General features: G+C 51.2%; 19 protein-coding genes and 1 pseudogene. 8 read left to right on the forward strand and 12 right to left on the reverse strand.

Annotated elements, in window-relative coordinates:
- Positions 1-3: 3 nt before the first annotated feature.
- The 3 genes from AWM70_RS01595 to AWM70_RS01605 are packed head-to-tail and all read right to left on the reverse strand — an operon-like array spanning position 4 to position 3,954.
- The gene (locus tag AWM70_RS01595) at positions 4-1,239 is read right to left on the reverse strand and encodes a Ger(x)C family spore germination protein (RefSeq protein ID WP_068693771.1); all 1,236 of its coding nucleotides are present in this window, start codon (positions 1,237-1,239) and stop codon (positions 4-6) included.
- Complete coding sequence (locus AWM70_RS01600) at positions 1,223-2,335, reverse strand: GerAB/ArcD/ProY family transporter (protein WP_068693773.1); 1,113 nt, start codon at positions 2,333-2,335, stop codon at positions 1,223-1,225. The genes AWM70_RS01595 and AWM70_RS01600 overlap by 17 nt, the downstream gene beginning before the upstream one ends.
- Positions 2,332-3,954: a spore germination protein gene (locus tag AWM70_RS01605; RefSeq protein ID WP_068693775.1), complete on the reverse strand. Its 1,623-nt coding sequence runs from the start codon at positions 3,952-3,954 to the stop codon at positions 2,332-2,334. Before AWM70_RS01605 ends, AWM70_RS01600 begins: the two co-directional genes overlap by 4 nt.
- 204 nt (positions 3,955-4,158) lie before the next feature.
- On the opposite strand from AWM70_RS01605, the gene AWM70_RS01610 reads away from it, so the two are divergent.
- Complete coding sequence (locus tag AWM70_RS01610; protein WP_068693779.1) at positions 4,159-4,725, forward strand: GbsR/MarR family transcriptional regulator; 567 nt, start codon at positions 4,159-4,161, stop codon at positions 4,723-4,725.
- Between the two features lie 112 nt (positions 4,726-4,837).
- Here the strand turns inward: AWM70_RS01610 and pstB are convergent, their stop codons facing one another.
- From pstB to AWM70_RS01630, 4 genes are all read right to left on the reverse strand, one after another.
- Entirely contained in the window at positions 4,838-5,593 is a 756-nt protein-coding gene (gene pstB / locus AWM70_RS01615; protein ID WP_068693781.1) for a phosphate ABC transporter ATP-binding protein PstB, read from the reverse strand.
- 18 nt (positions 5,594-5,611) lie between these two features.
- The gene (gene pstA / locus AWM70_RS01620; RefSeq protein ID WP_068693783.1) at positions 5,612-6,499 is read right to left on the reverse strand and encodes a phosphate ABC transporter permease PstA; all 888 of its coding nucleotides are present in this window, start codon (positions 6,497-6,499) and stop codon (positions 5,612-5,614) included.
- Positions 6,496-7,395, reverse strand: a complete 900-nt coding sequence (pstC, locus tag AWM70_RS01625; protein ID WP_068693785.1) for a phosphate ABC transporter permease subunit PstC — start codon at positions 7,393-7,395, stop codon at positions 6,496-6,498. Before pstC ends, pstA begins: the two co-directional genes overlap by 4 nt.
- 113 nt (positions 7,396-7,508) lie before the next feature.
- The gene (locus AWM70_RS01630) at positions 7,509-8,462 is read right to left on the reverse strand and encodes a phosphate ABC transporter substrate-binding protein (RefSeq protein ID WP_068693786.1); all 954 of its coding nucleotides are present in this window, start codon (positions 8,460-8,462) and stop codon (positions 7,509-7,511) included.
- Positions 8,463-8,666: 204 nt separating this feature from the next.
- Here AWM70_RS01630 and AWM70_RS01635 point away from each other — a divergent pair, with 204 nt between their 5' ends.
- Positions 8,667-9,554: a LysR family transcriptional regulator gene (locus AWM70_RS01635; protein WP_068693789.1), complete on the forward strand. Its 888-nt coding sequence runs from the start codon at positions 8,667-8,669 to the stop codon at positions 9,552-9,554.
- A 45-nt stretch (positions 9,555-9,599) separates the two neighbouring features.
- Here the strand turns inward: AWM70_RS01635 and AWM70_RS01640 are convergent, their stop codons facing one another.
- Together AWM70_RS01640 and AWM70_RS01645 are read right to left on the reverse strand one after the other, a co-directional pair.
- Complete coding sequence (locus AWM70_RS01640; protein WP_083180087.1) at positions 9,600-11,969, reverse strand: alpha/beta hydrolase family protein; 2,370 nt, start codon at positions 11,967-11,969, stop codon at positions 9,600-9,602.
- A 146-nt stretch (positions 11,970-12,115) separates the two neighbouring features.
- Positions 12,116-12,661, reverse strand: coding sequence for a GbsR/MarR family transcriptional regulator (locus tag AWM70_RS01645; RefSeq protein ID WP_068693791.1), 546 nt, complete (start codon positions 12,659-12,661; stop codon positions 12,116-12,118).
- A 374-nt stretch (positions 12,662-13,035) separates the two neighbouring features.
- Between AWM70_RS01645 and AWM70_RS01650 the strand changes: the two genes are divergently transcribed.
- The 5 genes and pseudogenes from AWM70_RS01650 to AWM70_RS01670 all read left to right on the forward strand — a co-directional run bounded on the left by AWM70_RS01650 (position 13,036) and on the right by AWM70_RS01670 (position 18,412).
- Positions 13,036-14,256, forward strand: coding sequence for a quaternary amine ABC transporter ATP-binding protein (locus AWM70_RS01650; protein WP_068693793.1), 1,221 nt, complete (start codon positions 13,036-13,038; stop codon positions 14,254-14,256).
- Positions 14,231-15,059, forward strand: a pseudogene (locus AWM70_RS01655) (ABC transporter permease); the annotation flags it as partial. The gene AWM70_RS01650 and the pseudogene AWM70_RS01655, both read left to right, overlap by 26 nt.
- A 91-nt stretch (positions 15,060-15,150) precedes the next feature.
- A complete protein-coding gene (locus tag AWM70_RS01660) occupies positions 15,151-16,101 on the forward strand; it encodes a glycine betaine ABC transporter substrate-binding protein (RefSeq protein ID WP_068693798.1) in 951 nt (316 codons plus the stop codon).
- Positions 16,102-16,375: 274 nt separating this feature from the next.
- Positions 16,376-17,083 (forward strand): purine-nucleoside phosphorylase, encoded by a 708-nt coding sequence (gene deoD / locus AWM70_RS01665; RefSeq protein WP_068693800.1) that lies wholly within the window; start codon positions 16,376-16,378, stop codon positions 17,081-17,083.
- 27 nt (positions 17,084-17,110) lie between these two features.
- Positions 17,111-18,412: a pyrimidine-nucleoside phosphorylase gene (locus tag AWM70_RS01670; protein WP_068693802.1), complete on the forward strand. Its 1,302-nt coding sequence runs from the start codon at positions 17,111-17,113 to the stop codon at positions 18,410-18,412.
- 67 nt (positions 18,413-18,479) lie between these two features.
- Here AWM70_RS01670 and AWM70_RS01675 read toward each other — a convergent pair whose 3' ends face one another.
- From AWM70_RS01675 to AWM70_RS01690, 3 genes are all read right to left on the reverse strand, one after another.
- Positions 18,480-19,016 (reverse strand): chromate transporter, encoded by a 537-nt coding sequence (locus tag AWM70_RS01675; RefSeq protein WP_068693804.1) that lies wholly within the window; start codon positions 19,014-19,016, stop codon positions 18,480-18,482.
- A 31-nt stretch (positions 19,017-19,047) separates the two neighbouring features.
- Complete coding sequence (locus AWM70_RS01680; protein WP_237167806.1) at positions 19,048-19,719, reverse strand: chromate transporter; 672 nt, start codon at positions 19,717-19,719, stop codon at positions 19,048-19,050.
- 379 nt (positions 19,720-20,098) lie between these two features.
- Positions 20,099-20,626, reverse strand: coding sequence for a hypothetical protein (locus AWM70_RS01690; RefSeq protein ID WP_068693810.1), 528 nt, complete (start codon positions 20,624-20,626; stop codon positions 20,099-20,101).
- Positions 20,627-21,173: 547 nt separating this feature from the next.
- Between AWM70_RS01690 and AWM70_RS01695 the strand changes: the two genes are divergently transcribed.
- Positions 21,174-22,895 carry an NAD-dependent malic enzyme gene (locus AWM70_RS01695; protein ID WP_068700264.1) on the forward strand — a complete coding sequence of 574 codons (1,722 nt, stop codon included), beginning with the start codon at positions 21,174-21,176 and terminating at the stop codon, positions 22,893-22,895.
- Positions 22,896-22,990: the final 95 nt, after the last annotated feature.

Consider the following 22,990-nt stretch of genomic DNA (forward strand, 5'->3'; position numbering starts at 1 on the left):
ATCCTATTCGCTTTTTAATCCAACTCTTCGCACTTTGCATTCCACCTTGATTTCAATCGGGATTTTAGAAAATACCTCTTCCCACTCCTCCTTGCTGTGGATATTTTTACGCCAATACTGGCTATGATAGGCACGAACAATTTCGCCCAAGCCAACTATGTCTGACTTGTCTTGTTGAAGCTGATGCATAAATTTGTGGAGGTTCAGCTCCAGCGATTGATTAAATTGTTTCTCGATTTGTTGAAGCGACTCCGAAGTATTAATCATGGCTTGAGTTTCTTTCTCGACCAATTTGGCCTCAACATGGGCTTTGATATAGGCCGCAGGCTGGCCGTTTTTTATTTTCATGTCGATTTTGGTTTCCCGTCGGGTCACGTTCAGCATGACCCCGCCTTTCTCGGAAGCATCTATCATCAATGAATATCCTCCCGGATCCAAACCTTTAAATTCCATATAAGAAGCTATCTGATGCGGAAGCGTGGTGCCTGCCAACCGGTCTGCTTTGAAGTAAGCAATTCCTTTGATCAGAATATTATCTTCGTTGCGAATGGAGATATAGGGCAGAAAGGAGTCTTTGCCAAGTTTGGATTGTGCACTCCAAAACTGGCCGATCGTATCCTCGGGAAATTTCCCCATCGCTACCGAACGCTCGATCATTCCTAATAGATAAAGCGTAGGGACTCTTTCCAGCGGTGGAGAGACATTCATGAACTTGGCAGCCTCCTGATCTGAAACGAGCAGCCAAGTGGATCTCCGGACTTCGGGGTTCCGCCGCAAATAATCATTAATATCGCTAAGGCCCCGTTGTGCTATTTCTTTACTGATAATAATGACTCTAAGATGAATCAAGGTCTTGGGATCTGCTACTTCCTGCTGCAGATTGTTAAGACAGTCGTCAATAGAGTGGCCGTAAACCTGGACTACCCATACAGGCATGGAATCCGTCCCTTTTCCGCCTCCGTCCCCGCCCCCCCCTGTGCCAGGCCCCAAGGGGACGCGGCCGGGTACGGCGATCTGTGCCGTTAAACGAATCATACGGTGCTTGACGGACTCAGGAACGGCAAGATGAGTGACTTTGGTTTCATTGAAATCCTCCTTATTAGAAACTTCGTCAATGGCCAGGCCAAGAATCAAGGCCCTATCTTCAATTTCGTGACGGTCCCAGCATCCGGAAAGCAGAGGAACGTGAAGCACGGCCAAGAGCAGCAAAGCCATTATTCGTTTAACCTGTTGTGTCATGGCGACTGTCCCCTTTCCGGGCGAATGACATGATCATCAATAGCAAGGAGTAGAAGAAGATGAAAGCCATGCCGGCGATGCCGGCCTTGTCAACAATGCTGTATACCTGAAAGAAATCCTGAGGAATTAAAGAAAAGCTCAGGATGAACGGAGAGATTACCGAAGAATAGAGGCGGTAATCCTGAACCTTCGTTAACCGGCTTAACAGATATAAGCAAATATAGTAGGCAGAATATAAGGTCGTAAACCCGGTTAAGACCCACACAATAATAAACAAGCCGTCCAAACGCTGGATTCCGCCAAAAGCGAGGGAGCTGGAGCGCGCCAGTTCCAGCGTAGGATAGACCATCTGTTTCAACTCCTCCGCTCCAAAAACAGCCGTAGCTGTAATGATGATAAATAAATAAAAAAAACCGCTGCATAACAAAGAGACAATGCTGGCTTTTAATGCCTTTTGAGGTTCGGCCATGTGCGGGATAAGGATAGCGGCCACAAAAGAAACCTGAAAAAGGGAAGCAACCGAAAAGGCTCCCCGGTAAAGGTGAACTGGGTGAATTCCGGTAACAGGCAGCAGATTCAAATACTCCCCGTACTTCAAAGCCCCGACAATAATCAGAACTCCGGGAATCAAAATAAAGGGGAGATAAAAGGTATGGATATAAGCAAATTTAACAATGTCCCTGCGCGAGCCTACCATACAGAGGAGCATGACAAGTAGCGATGTAATTTCGGTAGGAGTCCGCGGCAGTACAATCAGGTTGATCGCTTCCGCGGATTGCCGCAGAACCCCCGCTGTGAACAGCATAAAGTGAAGGATGATTAAGGAGCAGAACAAAACGGTCAAAGGGCCGCCGATCATTTTTTTACTGTAAGCGACCAAATGATCTTTTGGGAACTTGCGCCCCGCCAGTATAGCCGGAATCAGAAAAAGGACTGCCAAGATGATGCCGGCAAGGGTTAATAACGGGGATCCGCTATCCGCATCAAGGGCAAGGAAATGCGGAAAGGACAAAACTCCGACACCGACTGTCGTACTGATCAGAACTGATTGGGTTTGGATGACGGTAATTTGTCCTCCGGTAGTTTTACGGCTCAAGTAGGTTCTTCCTTTCTGCTGGGGCCTTTAAATGCAGAGTCTTTCGAAGACTCTTCGTCTTGCCGGGAAAGTCTTTGCTGATTCATTGGATAGAGATGGCTTGGACGTTTAGTCAGCCACCACAAAGGTCCACGGATTAACGTATCCTTCATTCCGCTCCAGCTCCCGGGAACGACAGGAGACAGATAAGGAATGCCAAAGGATTCAAGCGTTAACAAATGATTAACAATAAAGATCAAGCCGATCATCAAACCAAAAAGTCCAAAGAGACCTGAAAGGAAAATCAGCGGAAATCTGAGCATTCTTAAAGCAATGGCAGCGTTATAGGCAGGTGTTGCAAAAGATCCAATTGTCGTGAGCGCTACAACCACTACAGTAATGGGACTGCAGAAACCAGCTGAAACTGCCGCTTGACCGACGATGAGAACACCGACGATCGACAAGGCTCCTCCAATCATTTGAGGAAGCCGGATAGTTGCTTCCCGTAGTATTTCCATCGAGATTTCGATGATTAGAACCTCAATCATTGCCGGGAAAGGTACCCCTGCACGACCGCCGGCAACCGCAACGGCAAAATCCGTTGGGAGCAGCTCGGGGTTGAACGAGATAATCGCCACATAAAGGGCCGGTGTCACCAACGAGAAAATAAGCGCCAGCAGCCGGACGATCCGTAGCAGGGAACCCATCATGAAACGTTCCGTATAATCATCCATAGTTTGATAAAATTGAGAAAACATGGTCGGGATAATCAGGACAATCGGGGAGTTGTCCACCATGATCGCAATTCTTCCCTCCAGCAGAGCTGCAGCTGTTTTGTCAGGGCGTTCCGTATTTTGAATTTGCGGAAAAGGAGAGAACGGATGGTCTTCGATAAACTGCTCGATATAACCAGCGTCGAGGATGGCATCCGTATTGATTTTGGATAAACGGCGAAGGGCTTCTTCCACCAAATCAGGATTGACGATTCCTTCAATATAACAAACGGCTACCCTGGATTGCGTGCGTGCGCCAACCGGGCATATCTTAACTTTTAAGTTTCGGGTCTGAAGGCGTGCCCGGAGCAGAGACAGATTGGATTCTAGAGATTCGATGTACCCCTCGCGAGAGCCTTTGATAACCTGTTCAGTTTGAGGCTGTTCAATGCTCCGCTGTTCAACCTTACGGGTTTGAAGGAGAAGGTTGTCACGGACTCCGTCAGTCAGCAGGGCGGTACTGCCCAGCATAATTCCCCTTATTAGCTTCTCCATTTCCGCTTCTTTGTGTCCCTCTGACACGAGAAGATAGTCCTTCAATAGAATATCCGGCAGCTCCGGAGATGGGGCCTCCGATAGTCCAGGCTGACCCTGTGTATGCATGAGCTGTTTTAGGATTCCTTCATGAATAAGGTTTTGGTCTGCAACCGGAGCCATGAACACCAAACAAGCTTCGACTTGGCCGAAGATCCGGAATTTCCGCAGGATAAAGTCGTCATTATCTCCAAGTAATGATTTTAAGAGTTCAAGTTTATCTTCCATTCGAAGAGAGTTCAGTATGGCATTGGTGTCCCCAAAGGGTGGGAATTGATCTCCTTTCCGGCTATTAGGTTTGTAATTGTCCAGGAGCTGCTTCCAACTTGCCATTTTGTCCCTCCAACTTAAGGTCAATTTCTTAATCACTATTTCCCAAAAGATAATGGGTTATGTATGATCGGCTTCCCTTTCTTTACATTTGTAATCCACTTTCATACAATAAGACAAGAATATACACAGGCTCGGCATAAGCCGCAGGATTAGTCCAATTTAGTCAAACGGCAGCAGGAGACATTTCACGGGAGGTTAGCAGCAATGGGTTTGGAACAGCTTACTCCGGAAGAACAAGCTGAGGTTGCCCGTATTCGCAAGAGAGTTATTGAAACGATTGGAAGCAACATGGATTTGTACGGCATTACCCAGTCGACGGGACATTTGTACGGATTGATGTTCTTCTCCGATAAGCCAATGACGCTGGATGAAATGGGTCAGGAAATGAAGATGAGCAAGACAAGCATGAGCACCGGGGTGCGTAAGCTGCTTGATTTGAAAATGGTCAACAAAGTATGGGAGAAGGGCTCCCGTAAGGATTTATATGAAGTAGAGTATGACTGGCATCAAACCTTTGCGGATTTCTTTGCAACGGAGTGGAGGAGGGCGGTGGAGAGCAACCGGAATGCTTTGCGCCGTTCCATGGCTGAAATTGACCGGTTGCTGCTTCAGTTTTCAGCGGAGCTTGAAGAGGACGCTTTTCGTCAAATCCTGTTTCAGGATAAACAAAAAATGGAGAACGCCATGGCTTATTATGCCTGGCTGGACCGTTTGATAGACGCCATGGAAAGCGGGGAAATCTTTGATCTCGTTCCCAAAGAATCCCCCTGATTAAATTAAGATTCAGAATTAAGCTTCGATAAAAATACAGCGGCAGGCTGGACCTTAAAGGTCTGGCCTGCCGCTGTTTGGTTTAGACACCATGATGCAGAATCAGGAGGAATCAGCCGAAGCGGCCGGAGATGTATTCCTGGGTCATCGGATCGGAAGGGTTGGTGAAAATCTTCTCTGTCTCATCGTATTCAATCAGCTTGCCCATATAGAAATAGGCCGTGTGGCCGGAAATCCGGGCCGCCTGCTGCATATTGTGGGTCACGATGACGATGCAAAGCTGCTCTTTAAGCTGGAGAATGGTTTCCTCAATTTTGGAGGTAGAGACCGGATCAAGCGCCGAAGCCGGCTCGTCAAGCAGCAAAATCTTCGGCTGGACGGACAAAGCACGTGCGATGCACAGTCGCTGCTGCTGGCCGCCGGACAGCGATAAAGCAGAAGTGTGAAGCCGGTCCTTGACTTCGTCCCACAAGGCCGCTTTACGCAGACTGTCTTCAACGATGCCGTCAAGCTCGGCTTTATTTTTGACACCATGATATCTGGGCCCAAAAGCAACGTTGGCATATATGGATTTATAAAAAGGATTTGGCCGCTGCCAAACCATGCCGATTTTTTGTCGCAATACCGTAACGTCTGTGTCAGGAGCGTTTATATTGTTGCCGTCGATCCAGATGTTCCCGGTCATACGCGAGCCGGGGATTTCATCATTCATCCGGTTCAGTGCTCTAAGAAAGGTCGATTTGCCGCAGCCGGACGGACCGATCAAAGCGGTGACCGAATTTCCCGAGAAGGACAAATCTACGCCTTTAACGGCTTCATTTTGACCGTAATAGATTTTAAGATCTTCGGTGCGAAGAATATCCGTCATGTCATCGATCTCCAATTCTTATTTAATGGAAGTGAACTTTCTGTACAGCAGTCTGCCGACCCAGCGTGCCAGCAGGTTAAAGAGAAGCACCATAATGACCAGCACCGCAGATGCCCCGGCAGCGATTTGAGCCGCATCAGGCGAAAGCCCTTCGCTATTTACCTTCCAGATATGGACGGATAACGTTTCCGCAGGACGCAGCGGGTTAATCGGCGAGTGCAGGCTTGTCGGATTCCAATCGGTGAAATCCAGCTTTGGCGTCGTCATACCGGCTGTGAACAGCAGGGCGGCGGCTTCACCAAAAATCCTGCCGGCTGCAAGAATAGTGCCGGTAATAATGGCAGGCAGCGCAACCGGGAACAGGATGGAGGTAATAATCTTCCAGTGGGATAGTCCCATAGCCAGACCGGCTTCTTTTTGTTCAATCGGCACGCTGCGGAAGGCCTGCTCAGTAACGCGAACCATGAGCGGCATGTTAAAGATCGTCAGAACAAGGGCTCCGGATAAGACGGAGAACCCGAATTGAAATGTATTTACGAGAACTAGCAAACCAAACAAACCTACAACGATCGAAGGGAAAGAAGACAATACTTCAACAATCAGACGTATGGAAGCGGTGATCCGGCCTTCTTTGGCGTATTCCGCCATATAAATCCCGGCTCCGATCCCAAGCGGAATCGTAATGATCAAGGTCAGAACGAGCAAATAAATCGAATTAAACAGTGCGGGGCCTATCCCGCCCCCGGCTTTGATCGTTTCAGGCTCGGAGGTCAGGAAATGCCAGTCGATATGACTGATTCCACGGACCAGAATATAGGCCAGCATGCCCACCAGGACAGCGATAATTAATGCAGAAAAGAAAATAATAACGCCGGTCGCAATCCGGTCTTTAACTTTGGCGCTCAAATTCTTGCCCTCCTTTCAAGCAGACGCACAATCAGGACAAACACAAAGGTCATCAGCAGCAGGATAAGCGCCATGCTCCACAATGCATTGTTCTGAACGGAGCCCATAACGGTGTTGCTCATGTTCAGCGTGATTACACTTGTTAAGGTAGAAGCGGATTCAAACAGCGATCTTGGGATATGCGGCGCATTCCCGATGACCATCTGCACGGCCAAAGCTTCGCCAAAGGCGCGGGCCATCCCGAGAACCACCCCGGTCAGCACGGATGGGAGCACAGTAGGGAGCACGACACCGGCAATCGTCTGCCAGCGGGTAGCCCCCAAGCCGTAAGAGGCTTCTTTAAGATTGCGGGGCAGGGAGCTTAGGGCATCGGTCGCGATACTCGTAATGGTAGGCAGGATCATGATCGACAAGACGACTGAACCCGCTGCCACGCCAAGCCCTTGTCCGGGAAAGATATCGCGAAGAAAAGGCACCAATACGCTTAAACCGATAAAGCCGTAAACAACGGACGGGATACCGGCCAAAAGTTCAACTACGGGCTGAAGGATCTTTTTCCCCCAGTTGGGTGTTATTTCAGTCATGAACAGCGCCGCACATACGCTCAAAGGACTGGCAATGACAGCGGCCAGCAGCGAGGTCACAAAAGAGCCGAAAATAAAAGGCAGCGCGCCGAATTTATTAGAATCAGGCTGCCAGGTTTGTCCAAACAGGAACTCGGACAAACTTACGCCGTTGATTGCGAAGGTTGCAATGCCTTTGCTGGCTACAAAATAAACAATCGAAACGATGATTACAATAAGAAGTGCAACACAGAAGGTCGTGTAAATTCGCCCGATCCATTCTTCGGCCCGGTGCTTTCGGAACAGAAGCGGGGTTTCTTGTTTTGCTTTCATGGATGGCCTTCTTTCCTGGATTTTTTATAAAGGGTGTTCACCAAGGATAAACGTGAAAATAGAGGTCGAAGGCAAATGCCTTCGGCCTCCTGTCAAAACAAGTGCCTTGCTTCTTATTTGTTGGAAATGTTGCCGTCTTTGTCGCGAACAACGGTCATTTGGGATACTGGAATGTAACCCAGTTCTACAACATCGCCGTTTTGAACTTCATCGGAAACCATGTAATCCAGGAAAGCTTTAGTGACTGCATCAGGATCGCCTTTGGTATACATGTGCTCGTAAGCCCAAACCGGATATTTGCCGGCAGCTACGTTTTCAGTTGTAGGGTCAACGCCGTCATATTGTACGGATTGAACAGTGTCGTCGATGTAAGAGAAAGCAAGGTAGCCGATAGCGCCCGGTGTTTCAGTAACCAGCTTCTTAACTGTCCCTGAGGAGTCTTCCTGGATGGAGCCTTTCAGGTCTTCCGTTTTTTGCCCCAAAGCGTATTTCTCGAAAGTTGCACGAGTACCGGAGCTGCTTGGACGGTTGATGATTACGATGCCTTGATCTTTACCGCCAAGGTCTTTCCAGTTGGTGATTTTGCCAGTGAAGATGTCAACCAGCTGTTGTTTAGTCAGGTTTGTTACGCCAACTTCTTTATTTACTACTGCTGCCATAGCGACTACAGCAACTTGATGATCTTTCAGTTCTGCGGCTTTAGCAGCATCGTCGATTTTTTCTTCAGCGAATACGTCAGAGTTACCGATTTGAACTTGACCTTCAGAAACCTGAGTCAGACCGGTACCACTACCGCCGCCTTGCACCTGGATGGAAACACCGCTGTTGGTTTCGGAGAACTTCTTAGCAACTTGGTCAACCAATGGCTGCAGCGCTGTAGAACCGGAAGCAATAATGGAACCGCTAAGCGAAGAATCAGCAGGAGCCGTGGAAGCCGTGTTCGCCGAACCGGAAGCGTTATTCGAAGCATTGCTGCCGGAAGAGCTGTTATTGTTGTTGCCGCAAGCCGCCAAAGAGACGCTGAACGCAAGCGTAAGTGCAAGTACTGCGGATTTACCAAATTTCATGACGTAGTATTCCCCCATACTGTATATTTGTTTTCTCGATAAGTGTTCTTGTCCTTATCGACATTATTAATTATAGAAATCGTTCATTTGATAGAAGTCAGCTTAATGTAAATTTAACAATAAAATTCTATATAGAATCTCTATAATATTTATAGATAAAATGTATAATTGTATTAGAAGCAATAGAAAGGAAGAGAGCTTGCATTGAATTTATTAAAATTACAAATTTTGGTGCTTATAGAGAAATACAAAAAGGTCACCGACGTTGCCAACGAACTTCAGCTCAAGCAGCCGACCGTAACCTTTCATATGAAAAGTCTCGAGGAAGAGCTTGGGATCCCTTTATATCAAAACAGAAGCGGCCGGGTGTGGCTGAGCGAAGCAGGAAAAGCACTGTATCCGTATGCACAGAAAATGACGGCTTTGTACAGCGAGGCGGAAAAAACGCTTGAGCGGTTCAAAAGGACAGGCGCAACCGTTCTCCGGATCGGTGCCGAAGATATCTATTCGGCGGCCCTGATGAGAGGGCTCAGGGATCTGGGAGAGAAGAGCCCCGAGCTGCAAGTGGAGGTTCGTTTTGCCCCTGAGAAGGAGCTGGCTTCGTTGTTTGCGGAGGGAGCGCTTGATGGGATGATCAGCGAGCAAAATTTGGCGGAAAAAACAGGGGGAAGCTTTGACGCGCTGTTTAAGGACGAGCTGGTCATCATCTGCAGCCGACGGCATAAATGGGCGGAACTGGAGGTTTTGCCCGATCAGGAAATCCAGCAGGAGAAGCTGGTGGGTTATGATGTTTCTTCTTATTTAAGCAGCGCCGCTTTGAGCTGGGCAGGAAAACGCAGGCTGAGCCTGCAATACGGAACGACCGTTTCATCGTTTGCGGCGGCGGTCCAGGCGGTCAGACTGGGCATAGGTGCTGCTTTTGCGACCCGAATAGCCGCAGACGGGCTCGAAGAACAGGGCAAAGAAATAGCAGTGCTCCCGCTGCCGGGAACACTGCCAGAGAAATTGGGTACTATGGGACTACTGCATCATGGCGCTGAGCCGCCGGGACTATATCTGCGGGAACTGGCCGCCGCCTTGAAGAAGAAATGAAAGGCGAATGAAAGGGGAGGACGCCGAAAGCGGGCCAAATCTCGTCTAGTCCAGATACAAGCCAATTGTGCTCAGCATCACTTTGCCCGGTTCCTCTCCGAAAATAAAGGCGATGGAGACAAGCTGTCCCGGAACAAAAGCCGGATTTTGCGCTGCAAAAGGAGTGAAATCCACTCGGTAGGTTTGAAAAACCGGCTCGGTAGCTTCTTTGTATTTGCCGCCTTCGATTTTGTCGTTCAGCCACGGATTAATCGTAAATTTGCTCACCGGCAAAGGGATCACGGGCATAAAATCCGCTAACGGCAGGCGGGCTTTCTCCCCGTTAGCATCCACTAGCTCAAGCGAAATGTCGGGGGTGTCTGTTTGTGTATCCTGGAGCTGATAATTCAAATTTGCCATAGAGAAGGACAAACCGGAAGAATGGGACAAAGCGTAAATAAACTGGCTGCTGTTGCCGGCCGACCGCAAATGAAGCGTGTAGGAAGGTTCCCCGGAGACGGGGCCGGAGGAATCCGGCGAGTCCGCCTGCTCAGGCGCCTTCGCCTGTCCTGTTGCCTGTCTTGGTGTCTGCTCTGTTGCCTGCGTCTGCGCCGCCTTCGGCCACTCCAGCACGGCCCCGCGTTCATTTTTGGTGGAATTGTCGCGATCCTTCGCTTGTTCCTCGTCCAACTGAACCTGATAAGCTTCGGCCGTACCGCCTCCACGAATCGTATTCTTGTCTCGGTCTTCCTGATAATCGGCCAACACGGTAAAGCGGCCATCCTGATACCGGTTGAAATAAGCCGTATCCGGCAGCCAGCTCAGCCCGTTCCGATAATCCTGGAACAGCTTGGTATATTCGGATTGTCCGTGCAGCGTAGCTTCCATAAAGGCGGATACATATACCTTGGCGATCTGGCGCTGGCTGTCTTCATCCATAATCCGGCTGCGGCTCAGCAGAATCCCGTTTGGAAAGCTGGCGTCATAATGCCCCCAGCTGGTGTTGAACTGGCTGTGATTCGCGCCGTCGACGTACAAAGTTGCTTTGAATTTCGAGCTACCCTTGTCAAAGGTGGCCCGGCTGTATTGCCGATCCCCATAGAAGTCGCTGACATCGCCGTCCTGGGCCCCCTGCAGGGAGAAATAATTGACGTTGCTGAGACGGGCCTGATTATTGTCCACAAGTTTGTCGGTTGGAGCAAGTGCGGCCACGCTGACAATATGAAATTTGTCGATATTCCCCAGTGAATCCCCGCGCTGGAACCAGCGCAGCGGGTCCGCAGCCATGGCTACAGCCTGGCCTCCACGCGAGTGGCCCACCAGACCAATCCGGTCGAAATCAACTTTATTGTAAAAAGGAGTGCTGCTGTCAGCCGCAAATTGGTCGATCTGCTGGAGATGCTTGAGCAGCAGCCAGGCTCTGACCTTCATGTCATTATCGGGAATTCCGGTCCAGGCTGAGTAATTCAGAAAATTCTCGTCGACCGAAACAGCGATGAATCCGCGGCTGGCCAGCAGCTCGCCCAGATAAGCGTAGCCTTCATCCGAGAAATCCTCCATCAAATGATTCCCGTGAACCAGCAGCACAAGCGGAAAAGGACCGCTGCCCTCCGGCATCCAGACCCTGCCGTTAACCGGCAGGGCTTGTGGATCAAATCCCCAGAACGAAGTCCGGGCTTTGGACCACTTCGAGATGAACGCAGAGGCGTCCACGGAGCCCGAGAGCAGCCCGGCGTCTTGGCCATATTCATCCCGGTGGCGGTCATTTCCGCTGCCATAGGTGAAATACCGGTAAGCAGCCGGCCCGGGGAGCCCCGGATTGGCGGCTTGGATCACGGCCGAGCCGTCCGCCGCCGTCTCCACGGCGTCCGGCTCGGCCGGCTTGCTGCCGCTGGTATGCAGCAGCGGCAGATAAAGCAGCACGGCGCACGCAGCCGCCGGCAGCAGGGACATGGCCAGCCTGCGGCGCGTCCGCAGCCGCGGCTTGGCCAGGAAGCCGGCCGTGAAGCCGGCAAGCGTGCCGGCGCACGCGGCGAACAAGGCCACCGCCGTCGACACGTCCCATCTGGCTCCCGCGTAGCGGAAGATGGTCAGCACGGCTCCGGCGGTGAACAGCCATGCCCCGAGGTATAACCGGGGCAAGGGCAGGCCGGCGATCGCCAGCAGCAGGGCGATCGCATTGGCGCAGAGGGCCATGGCGATCGTGCCGCCGGCCGTAAACATCAGCACATCGGCTGCGGTGCCGAAGCCGGTGGGCAGCCCCAGAGCGGTTAAAGTGAAGGCCGCGAGCACCACGGCCCAAAGGCCGAACAGCGAAACCTGCCAAAATAAAGTATCGTAACGGTAAGTAGCCGCCATCCGAGCTTTCATCCGCTGCCTGAGCGGCGGTTTAACCTGGAGGCGTTCGGGGGATAAGGCTTCAATTTGAATGTTCATAAGCTTGATAAGTTCTCCTAGATGAGTTTGGGATGATCATCAAATCATGATGCTGCAGGAACCTGATTGGCTAACATCTATTGTAACATGAAAAAAAGCCTGCACCCGATTAGAAAATCAAGTGAAGGCTCTTTATCATAAAGAAGCTATCGGGGCACCAAATTAAAAATTTCCCCGCTTTCCATCGTCTCGATCAGGCGGTCCAGCCAGTGGTAATACGCTTTGGCCTCCAGCAGCTTTTCCTTATCCCGCTCCAGCACCGTCTTAAAGGTTTTGTTGTCCGTCTCCTGAATGCACTTGTCCGCTTCCTTGATCCCTTTCTGGATCGCAAGCAGATTGCTTTCTACAGCTTTTTTCCAGCGGATTGCAAAATAGTCGAGAAAGGTTTGGTGCCAGTCATATTCGACCTCGTACAAATCCTTCCGGGAGCCTTTCTCCCAGATTTTATTCACCATTCTCAAATCCAGCATGCTGCGGACAGCGGTGCTCATGCTCGTTTTGCTCATTTTCATTTCACTGCCCATTTCGTCAAGGGTCATAGGCTTGCCCGTGAAAAATAACAGCCCATACAAATGGCCTGCCGATTGCGTAAGTCCGTACAAATCCATATTAATACCTATATGTTCAATGACACGTTTCCGTATCTTCAGAATAATAGCTTGTTGTTCTTCGGTTAATGGGTCCTGAACCATGGTTTTTCCTCCTATTCGTGTGCAGGAAACCTCAATGCCGTGGAGGTTCAAATTGAATATGACTCATTGTAAATAAGCATCCTGAGGAAGTAAAGGAGCAATCAAGGGAGCATTAGGCAGCATATGGGAGGATATTGTAGATTTACTTTGTACAGTTTTTTCTGTACGTACTATACGTACGGATTTTTAGGTTGATATGTAAAAGAACTTATTGTTACAATGGGTACATTCCATTGGACCGACAGGCGTATTTCGGCTGCAGAAGGCGGACAGGAGCAGATGCTTCAGACCGGATGCTGCAGGCAGCCGAAGCCAAAGATCCATAAACACAGAGATCTTATCAAGGAAGTTTGACCACAAAAGGGGTGTTTTACATGGCTATATTGGAATTGAAACAGGTCAGCAAGCTGTTTGGCCCCCATACTGAACAGGGGATGAAGCTGCTTGCGGAAGGCTGGAGCAAGGAGAAGCTGGCCAAAGAGAAACACATCACGGTTGGCGTCAACCAAGTCAGCTTTGATATTAAGGAAGGCGAAATCTTTGTCATTATGGGATTGTCCGGCAGCGGCAAATCTACGCTGGTCCGGATGCTGAACCGGCTGATTGAACCGACCGGCGGGCAGATTCTGGTTCACGGCAAAGATCTGATGAAGATGAACCGGGAACAGCTGAGGGAGGTTCGCCGCAAGACAATCAGTATGGTTTTCCAGAAATTCGCTTTGTTCCCGCATCGTACGGTGCTTGAGAATGTTGAATATGGACTTGAGGTCCAGAAAGTAAATAAGCAGGAACGCGCAGAGAAAGCGGCGCAGTCGCTTGAGCTTGTCGGTCTTAAAGGCTGGGAAGACAAGATGCCGGATGAACTGAGCGGAGGTATGCAGCAGCGTGTGGGCCTGGCCCGCGCCCTGGCGAACGATCCCGAAGTGCTGCTGATGGACGAAGCGTTCAGTGCGCTTGATCCGCTGATTCGCCGCGATATGCAGGATGAACTGCTGGATCTGCAGGATAAAATGAAGAAGACGATCGTCTTTATTACCCATGATTTGGATGAGGCGCTGCGCATCGGCGACCGGATCGCCTTGATGAGAGACGGTGCTGTCGTACAGATTGGCACGCCTGAAGAAATCATGATCCATCCGGCCAATCGTTATGTGGAACGATTTGTGGAGGATGTCGATTTGTCGAAGGTGCTGACGGCTTCCCATGTGATGCGGCGTCCGGAGACTATAACTTTGGACCGTGGGCCGCGGGTAGCCTTGGAGCTCATGCGGGAGAGAGGGATCTCGAACCTCTTTATCATCGACCGCTCCAAAAAGCTTCTTGGCGTCATTACCGCGGAGGATGCTTCCGAGGCGATTCGCAGCAAGCAATCGCTGGAAGATATTATGATCCGGGAGACGCCGACCGTGTCTCCTGACCGTGTCCTGAACGAGCTGTTTGAACTGACAAGCACGTCCAAGCTGCCGCTTGCCGTCGTAGACGAACAGAACCGTCTGCTTGGGGTGATCATCCGCGGAGCATTGCTGGGCGCGCTTGCCGGAGGACTGGAACTGGAAAGGAGGGATGATCATGCTTCCGAAACTACCGCTATCTGATTGGATTCAAAGTCTGGTGGACTGGATGTCGGCTCATCTCGGTCCGCTGTTTGATGGGATTTCTACAGTTATTGAAGGTATAGTAGATTTCTTTGCCGATATCTTTTTACTGCCGCATCCGTTTTTATTTATCGTTATTTTGGGGGTCATTGCTTATTATGCGGGCAAACTGCCGCTGGCGCTGTTCTCCATGATCGGATTTCTGCTGGTTTATGACCTTGGCTATTGGACGCAAACGATGAATTCGCTGGCCCTGGTCATTACTTCCGGATTGATATCCATTTTGTTTGGGATTCCGATCGGCATCTGGTGTGCTTATAAGAAGTCTGTCTCCAGCGTGATTATTCCGCTGCTGGATTTCATGCAGACCATGCCGGCTTTTGTATATTTGCTTCCCGCGGTGACTTTCTTCAGCCTTGGCGTTGTGCCGGGCGTCATCGCATCCGTTATTTTCGCTATTCCGCCTACGATCCGTTTGACCCGGCTCGGGATCATGCAGGTTTCGGGCGAGCTGGTGGAAGCCGCCGACGCTTTCGGCTCTACGCCGATGCAGAAGCTGTTCAAGGTTCAGCTGCCTTTGTCGCTGCCAACCTTGATGGCCGGCGTCAACCAGACCATTATGTTGTCCTTATCCATGGTCGTTATCGCTTCGATGATCGGAGCGCAGGGCATCGGCGCCGAGGTGTACCGCGCGGTGACCCAATTGCAGATCGGTAAAGGTTTTGAGGCGGGGATCGTTGTTGTAGTGCTTGCTATCGTGCTTGACCGTTTGAGTCAAAATCTGATCAAGCCGCGGACCAAACGCAAGAAGCAGGCCGCCTAAAGCGGCCATTAGAAGCTGTTCACGGGGGAAATTGGAATCAACAAATTTACGGAAAGAGAGTGATAAGAAAGATGAAATTCAAGAAGCTGAAGTTCAGAAGTGTAGGTTTGCTGGCTGTTTCGGTTGTGCTTGTAGCGGGACTTGCCGCCTGTAATCCGGATCGCAACGGCGCCTCGGGAACGAACAATAACGCTGCCGAAGGAGGAAATGCCGGCACTACAGCTAACATTGGCGATCAGGTGAAGCATCAGATTATCGGGATCGATCCGGGCGCAGGCATCATGAAAGCAACGGCCCAGGCCATTCAAGATTACGGACTGGATAACTGGCAGCTGGTTGAAGGCTCCGGTGCCGCTATGACGGCTGCGTTAGACAAAGCGATTAAGAATCAGGACCCTATTATTATCACCGGCTGGACACCACACTGGATGTTCTCCAAATATGATTTGAAATATCTTGATGATCCAAAGAAAGTTTACGGTGAAGCTGAAGAAATTCATACGATCGCCCGCAAAGGCCTCAAAGAAGACGAGCCGACGGCTTACGAATTCCTGGACCGCTTCCAGTGGACCGACAAACAAATGGGTGAAATTATGACCGCCATCCAGGAAGGACAAGAGCCGGAAGCTGCTGCCAAAGCTTGGGCGGACGCCAATGAAGATGTCATCGCTCCTTGGATCGAAGGGCTTAAGCCTGTAGACGGCAAACCGCTGAAGCTGGCTTATGTCGCTTGGGATTCCGAGATTGCCAGCACAAACCTGCTGAAATATGTGCTGGAAAGCAAACTGGGCTACAAAGTAACCGCGCTGCAGGTTGAAGCTGGCCCAATGTGGACCGGTGTAGCAAATGGTGATGCTGATGCTTCGGTTGCCGCATGGCTGCCTTTGACGCATGCCGACTACTGGAACCAGTTCAAGGATAAGCTTGAAGACCTGGGCGCCAACATGACCGGCGTGAAGACAGGTCTGGTTGTACCGTCTTACATGGATATCAACTCTATCGAGGATTTGAAGGATAAATAATAAATCTGGCTGGCGGCTTTTGGATAACGTCAGTTGGAAAATAGCCGTGCAGGATCGCCGAAATTCCGGTTTAGACCGGGACGGCGGTCCTGTTTTTTTTCATTTTCTTCCTATATAATAGAAGGGCCAATGAATGCGCAGAATAACAAAACCAAACGTAACCCGTCTGGCGGACGAGTTTGGGCGGTTATTTATGCTGTCATAGGCTGCAGCCGGGTATCCGAAGTCGCGATTCCGGCCATTCTTATTTTACAAGCCAAAGGAGATTTTAATCATGAGTGTACATATTGCAGCCAAAGCGGGAGATGTTGCCGAGACGATTCTGCTGCCGGGAGATCCGCTTCGCGCCAAATTTATCGCCGAAACTTATCTGAGCGACGTGACCTGCTACAATGAAGTCCGCGGCATGCTTGGGTTTACGGGGACTTACCAAGGGAAAAGAGTGTCCGTTCAGGGAACGGGGATGGGGACTCCGTCCATTGCTATTTACGTTAACGAGCTGATCCGCGAATACGGTGTAAAAAATCTGATCCGCGTCGGCACATGCGGCGGGATGCAGGAGCATGTTCATGTCCGCGACGTTATTTTGGCCCAGGCGGCCTGTACGGATTCCAGCATGAACCGCCATGTGTTCGGCGGGTATGATTTTGCGCCGATTGCAAGCTTTGAGCTGCTCAAATCCGCATATGAACGCGGCGTGGAGAAAGGGCTCAACATGCATGTCGGCAACATTTTCAGCTCGGACATGTTTTACCGCGATGACACCTCTGTCACCCAGCTGCTGATGAAATACGGCGTGCTTGGCGTGGAAATGGAAACAACAGCGCTGTATACGCTGGCAGCGAAATACGGCGTAAACGCCTTGACCATTTTGACGGTCAGCGACCACCTGCTTACCGGGGAAGAAACGACCTCCGAAGAACGCCAGACCACCTTTAAAGAAATGATGGAAGTGGCGCTGGATACGGCTGTTCATTTGTAGGATTTAAAGAAAGCGGGGACTAAAGCCATGAGAATGGTAGATTTGATCGAAAAGAAACGCGACGGCGGCGAGCTGCTGACCGAAGAAATTAATTATATTATTCAAGGTTATACCCGCGGGGAGATTCCGGATTATCAGGTCAGCGCTTTGGCGATGGCGATCTTTTTCCAGGATATGAACGAACGCGAACGCGCCGATTTGACGATGGCCATGGTGCATTCCGGCGATGTGATCGACCTGTCCGCCATCGAAGGCGTGAAGGTGGACAAACATTCCACGGGCGGTGTAGGCGATACGACAACTTTGGTGTTGGCTCCGCTTGTGGCAGCTCTGGATATCCCGGTGGCGAAAATGTCCGGCCGGGGTCTGGGCCATACCGGAGGAACGATCGACAAGTTGGAATCCATTCCGGGTTTCCATACAGAGATTACGACGGATGAATTCGCCGATCTTGTCAACCGGTTCAAAATTGCCGTCGTCGGCCAAACCGGCAACTTGACCCCGGCAGACAAGAAGCTGTACGCGCTGCGGGACGTCACTGCAACCGTTAACTCCATTCCGCTGATCGCAAGTTCTATTATGAGCAAAAAGATTGCCGCAGGCTCCGATGCCATCGTGCTGGACGTCAAAACCGGCTCCGGCGCTTTCATGAAAACGGCGGAGGATGCCGCTGAGCTGGCGCAGGCCATGGTGCGGATCGGCAACAATGTCGGCCGCAAGACGATGGCGGTGATCTCCGACATGAGCCAGCCGCTTGGCCGGGCAATCGGCAATGCGCTTGAAGTGCAGGAGGCGATCGACGCCTTGAAAGGGCAAGGTCCCGAGGATCTCGAGGAGCTGTGCCTGGCTTTGGGGCGCCAAATGGTTTATTTGGCGGGCAAAGCCGCTTCGCTGGAGGAAGCGGAGGAGAAGCTGCGCGAAGCTATCCGCAGCGGTGCCGCGCTGGAGAAGTTCAAGCAGTTTATCGCCAACCAGGGCGGAGATCCTTCCGTTGTCGACGATCCGGAGAAGCTGCCGAAGGCCGCTTACAAAATCGAAGTGCCGGCCCAGGAAGACGGCGTTGTAGCTGAGATTATCGCCGACGGGATAGGCACAGCCGCCATGTGGCTGGGCGCGGGCCGCGCGACGAAGGAATCGGAAATCGACCTGGCTGTAGGCCTCATGCTGAACAAGAAGATCGGGGATGCGGTTAAAGCCGGCGAATCGCTGGTTACGATCCACGCGAACACGGAAGATGTAGAGGCGGTTAAAGCCAAAATTTACGAATGCATCCGCGTGGCAGATCATGCCGAAGCGCCGGTGCTGGTGCATGGCATCGTAACGGAGTAAGGGAAGCAAATACGAGCAGCAGATGATTAAACCCCGCCGGGAATCCCGGCGGGGTTTGCTTCTGTGATTAGAATATAACAATCCCGGCACAGGCCGAAAGCAAAATGATTGCTAACGGATGCACCTTATATTTGACCACAGCAATAAAAGTCGCCGCCCCGATCAGCAAGGTGCCGAGTGTCGTCCAGTCCAAAATGGAACCGTTTCGGCTGGGGAAAGCGAAGTGGATGGCTGCATAAAGAATAAGTCCCGTTATAATCGGGCGTAGGCCGTAGAAGGAAGATTTTACCCAAAAGTTTGTATGGATTTTGAAAAAAAAGGCGGCAATCAGGATTACGACGATCAAGGATGGCAGGATGATGCCGGAAGTGGCTGCAATGGCTCCGGGCAGGCCCGCAGCATGATAACCGATTAAAGTGGCGCTGTTGGTGGCAATCGAACCGGGCGACATGCCAGACAAGGAGACCGTCTCGCGGAACTCTGCATCCGACATCCATCCATTGCTATGGGTTTCATATTGAATCATGGACAGGACCGCGTAGCCGCCGCCGAAGGACAAAAAACCGATTTTGAGGAATGCCCAGAAAAGCTGCCAAATGAACAAAAGTTCCACCTTCTAAATGTAAATATTCGATCTAAATATAGTACTCGATGACGCCGGTGTTGCCGGTGCTGTTCTGTCCTTCCTGATGTTCTTTCTCTGTAACGACTTGCAGGCCAAACCATTTCTTCACCCTCACAACGGCAATCCCCAGTACAAGGCCGGCCATAATCAGGAAGATCGGGTTCCAGCCCGTTAGCAGCAGCAGGCCCAGCGAGGCGGCACCTATAACAAGGGTAGTTCGGTCGAATAACGCATTTTTGCCCATTTTATAAGCGGCTACGGCAATTAGTCCGATCACGGCGCCGTTGATGCCTTTAAAGGCGGCCTGGACCTTCGGCACGTGCTGCAGCTGGGTATAGAAGAAACTGAGCGCATACAGGATGAGGAAGGTGGGGAGGGTGATGCCGAGCACCGCTGCAACCGCACCTGGAATTTTGGCCAGCCGGTAACCGATGAAAGCCGATGCATTAACGCCGACGCCTCCCGGAGCAGACCCGGCAATAGACATCATATCGTGCACTTCATGTTCTTCCATCCATTTGCGTTTGCCGGCAATTTCGTGTTCAATCACAGTCATCATGGCATATCCGCCACCAAAGGTGGAGGGGCCGATTTTAAAGAAAACCCAGAATAATCCCCATAGAAGGGAAAGCCGGGCAAGACCTTGTTGAATCATTTTGGAATGACGGATTCTTAATTTCATCGAAGTCCTCTCCAAGCTGTTTGATTTGCTCCTTATTATAGCATCTTTTTGTCAACTTGAAATTAACTATCGACCAAAAAGATAAAAATGGGTGGAAACGGCGCAATTTAACCTAAAAAGAGGGAATAAAAATAGAAAAAACATCGGATTTATGGTGATTGAAATTTAGAATTGAAGTAGTTTCTATTAAAATGAAATTAAGTGGGCGTGAATAAAAAATTGCTATCCCGTTTGGCGCTCCATCAAGCTTCAGCTTCCACTCCCACCCACACCCAATAAATATGGGTTTGGTTCTCATAAACTTCAGCTGCGCAAACCTTGCGGCGTGGTATTTTTGATGCCGGACCAGCTCATACACAAGCGTGAGAGCCTCTTCTTTTTATTGCCTACCCACTCCAAGCCGCTCATACAATTGATTGCGCTGCTGAACCGCCCAAGGCTGTCCGGGCTGGGCTTCCAGCATGCCAAGCAGCAGATCGTGAAAGTCCTGAATCATAAATCCGTCCGGCAGATGCGGCTGCTGCAGCAGCGCCGGGAAATCATAGTCAGGCAAAGCCATTTGGCCGTCTACAGCTTGCTCCAGCCAAGCGAGCCAATCCTTCAGATCCAGTAGGTCGGCCCTCCACAAATCCAATTGCAGACTGAGGCAGTCCTGCAGGGTTTCATAACTTTGTTCGTCCCGGAATCTCCGGCACAGCTGCACGGCAAGTGCAAAAAACTCTTTGGCCGCAGCAAGCTGGGCGCCTGCAGGCCTAAATTCAAGCCGGGACAAGAAATCATCGGCCGTAATGGACGAGCCCTCGTCATACAGCAGAAGGCCGTTCGCCAAGGTTTCCATAACATTGTCCATCTGCTGATCGGTTATTTGCCCCGAGCCAAAGGCCTCAAGCAATAGTTTGTTCTCCATAGGTGTATCCTCCGTTTAAGAAATCCGGTTGCTGACTCCAAGTGTACCAGAATTCAGGACATAGGTCTTGGCTTGTGCGGGAAGATAGGGCCAGCTTCAGCGTATTTTAGCCCTTATTTCCTGTTTTTTGGCAAAAGAGTTTGGTCTGTGATGAGGCGGGGTAATGACTGACAAATTATTTTTTATAAAACTACAAAGGGAGGAAAAAGCAAAGTGAATCTAAGTGTGCATGCCTCAATGCCCTACAATCACCAATTCTTTAAGTCCCCGAGTACCACACCTTTCAAAAAAGAGGAACCGCGTGAGAAAAATGTAAATTTCGCGGATATCTTAAATGAAAAGCTGAAGCAGGCGGAACGCCGTTAAAGCTGTCAGCCCTGCAAGGTTAATAGGCAATGTTAACTTTATTATGTTCTGAGAAAGCCGTCTCCGGTTACAATGAAACCGCTGGGCGGCTTTTTGCGTGGTTTGAACACAGGCGGGCCGCAAGGAAATCGAAGCAGAACAAACTGATAAAAGAACAAGGATGGAGAAAGAGGAGATCGACATGCGGCCGTTTAGACCCACCGAACATGGAAACACGATTGAAACAACTTTAAGAGGCAAAGACCTGCTCGCCTGCCCTATGCTGAACAAAGGGGTTGCCTTCACGCTGGAAGAGCGCAGGGAGCTGGGGCTTACCGGCCTGCTGCCGCCTGTGGTGATGACGATTGAGGAGCAGGTCAAGCGAGTGTACGAACAGCTTCAAAACCAGCCGGATTTTTTACATAAAAATATTGCCTTAAACGATTTATTTCACCGGAATGTCGTTTTGTTTTACCGCCTGCTGAGCGAGCATCTAAGCGAGATGCTGCCGATTGTGTATACGCCAACCGTAGGGCAGGCGATCCAGGTCTACAGTCATGAATACCACCGGCCGGACGGCGTCTATTTGTCCATAAATGAACCGGAAGGGATCGAAAGGGCTTTTCAGAACGTGTGCGATTCCGCAGGAGAAATAGATTTGATCGTCGCAACGGATTCGGAAAGCATCTTGGGCATAGGAGACTGGGGCATCGGGGGAATCAACATTTCCATAGGCAAACTGGCCGTATACACAGCGGCTGCAGGCATAGATCCAAGCCGGGTGCTTGCCGTTGTGCTTGACGTCGGCACAGATAATGCCAAGCTGCTCGAAGATCCTTTATACATGGGCAGCCGCCACACCCGCGTGCGCGGGGACAGGTACGAACAGTTTATCGACCGGTTTATCCAGGCAGCTGTGCAGACCTTCCCGGATGTGCTGCTGCACTGGGAGGACCTGGGCAGCGTAAATGCCCGGCAGATTTTGAACAAATATGCCGGCAGCCTGCTCACCTTCAACGACGACATCCAGGGGACAGGCGCCGTTGCCCTGGCCGCCGTCCAGTCGGCCTGCCGGCTGACGAATACGCCGCTGACCGGGCAGCGTGTGCTGATCTTTGGACCCGGCTCGGCAGGCATCGGCATTGCCGATCAGCTTTGCGCCGCCATGCAGCAGCAGGGCTTAACCCGAGCGGAGGCGCTGAGACGCTTCTGGGCTTACGATCAGCGGGGGCTGCTGACGGAGGGCACCGAGAAGGTGCTGGATTATCAGCTGCCTTACGTGCGTCCGGATGCGGAATGCCGGGAATGGAACCGGAATGAAGCCGGGGTCATTCCGCTGCTTGAGGTTGTCCGGCAGGTAAAGCCGACGATTCTGATCGGCACTTCGGGCGTGGCCGGGGCTTTCTCGGAATTCATCGTGCGGGAAATGGCCCGGTATGTGGAGCGGCCGGTGATCCTGCCGATGTCCAATCCGACGGCTCTGGCCGAAGCGGTGCCGGCAGATCTTCTCGCCTGGACCGAAGGGCGGGCCTTAATCGCTACGGGCAGCCCGTTCGAGTCAGCTGAGCTGAACGGCGTCCATTACGAAATCGCCCAATCCAATAATGCTTTAGTTTTCCCGGGTCTTGGACTCGGGGCAATTGTGGTGAAGGCCAAACGTCTGACGCCGGGCATGTTCAGTGCAGCGGCTGACGCTATAGCAGCGTTTGTGGCGCAGCAAGCGGAGCGCGTGCTGCTTCCGCGTGTGGGCGACCTTCGGGCCGTCTCCCTGGCGGTAGCGGCAGCCGTGGCCAATCAGGCCATCGCGGAAGGGGTGGCCGGGGATGTCCCGCTGGATGTGGAAGCAGCTATACACAGCGCTGTATGGCCGTGCGAATACAAGCCGATCAAGGCAATGCCGGAGCCTGCAACGGTAACGGTATAAAAGATTCCTATAAACAATAAACAGCCATTGCCGCGGACGCGGCAATGGCTGTTCGTTTTTTCTCCAAAGAGGGAAGATTTGTGCTGGGCAGGCCT

The organism is Paenibacillus yonginensis (assembly GCF_001685395.1).
Classification (GTDB): Bacteria; Bacillota; Bacilli; order Paenibacillales; family Paenibacillaceae; genus Fontibacillus; species Fontibacillus yonginensis.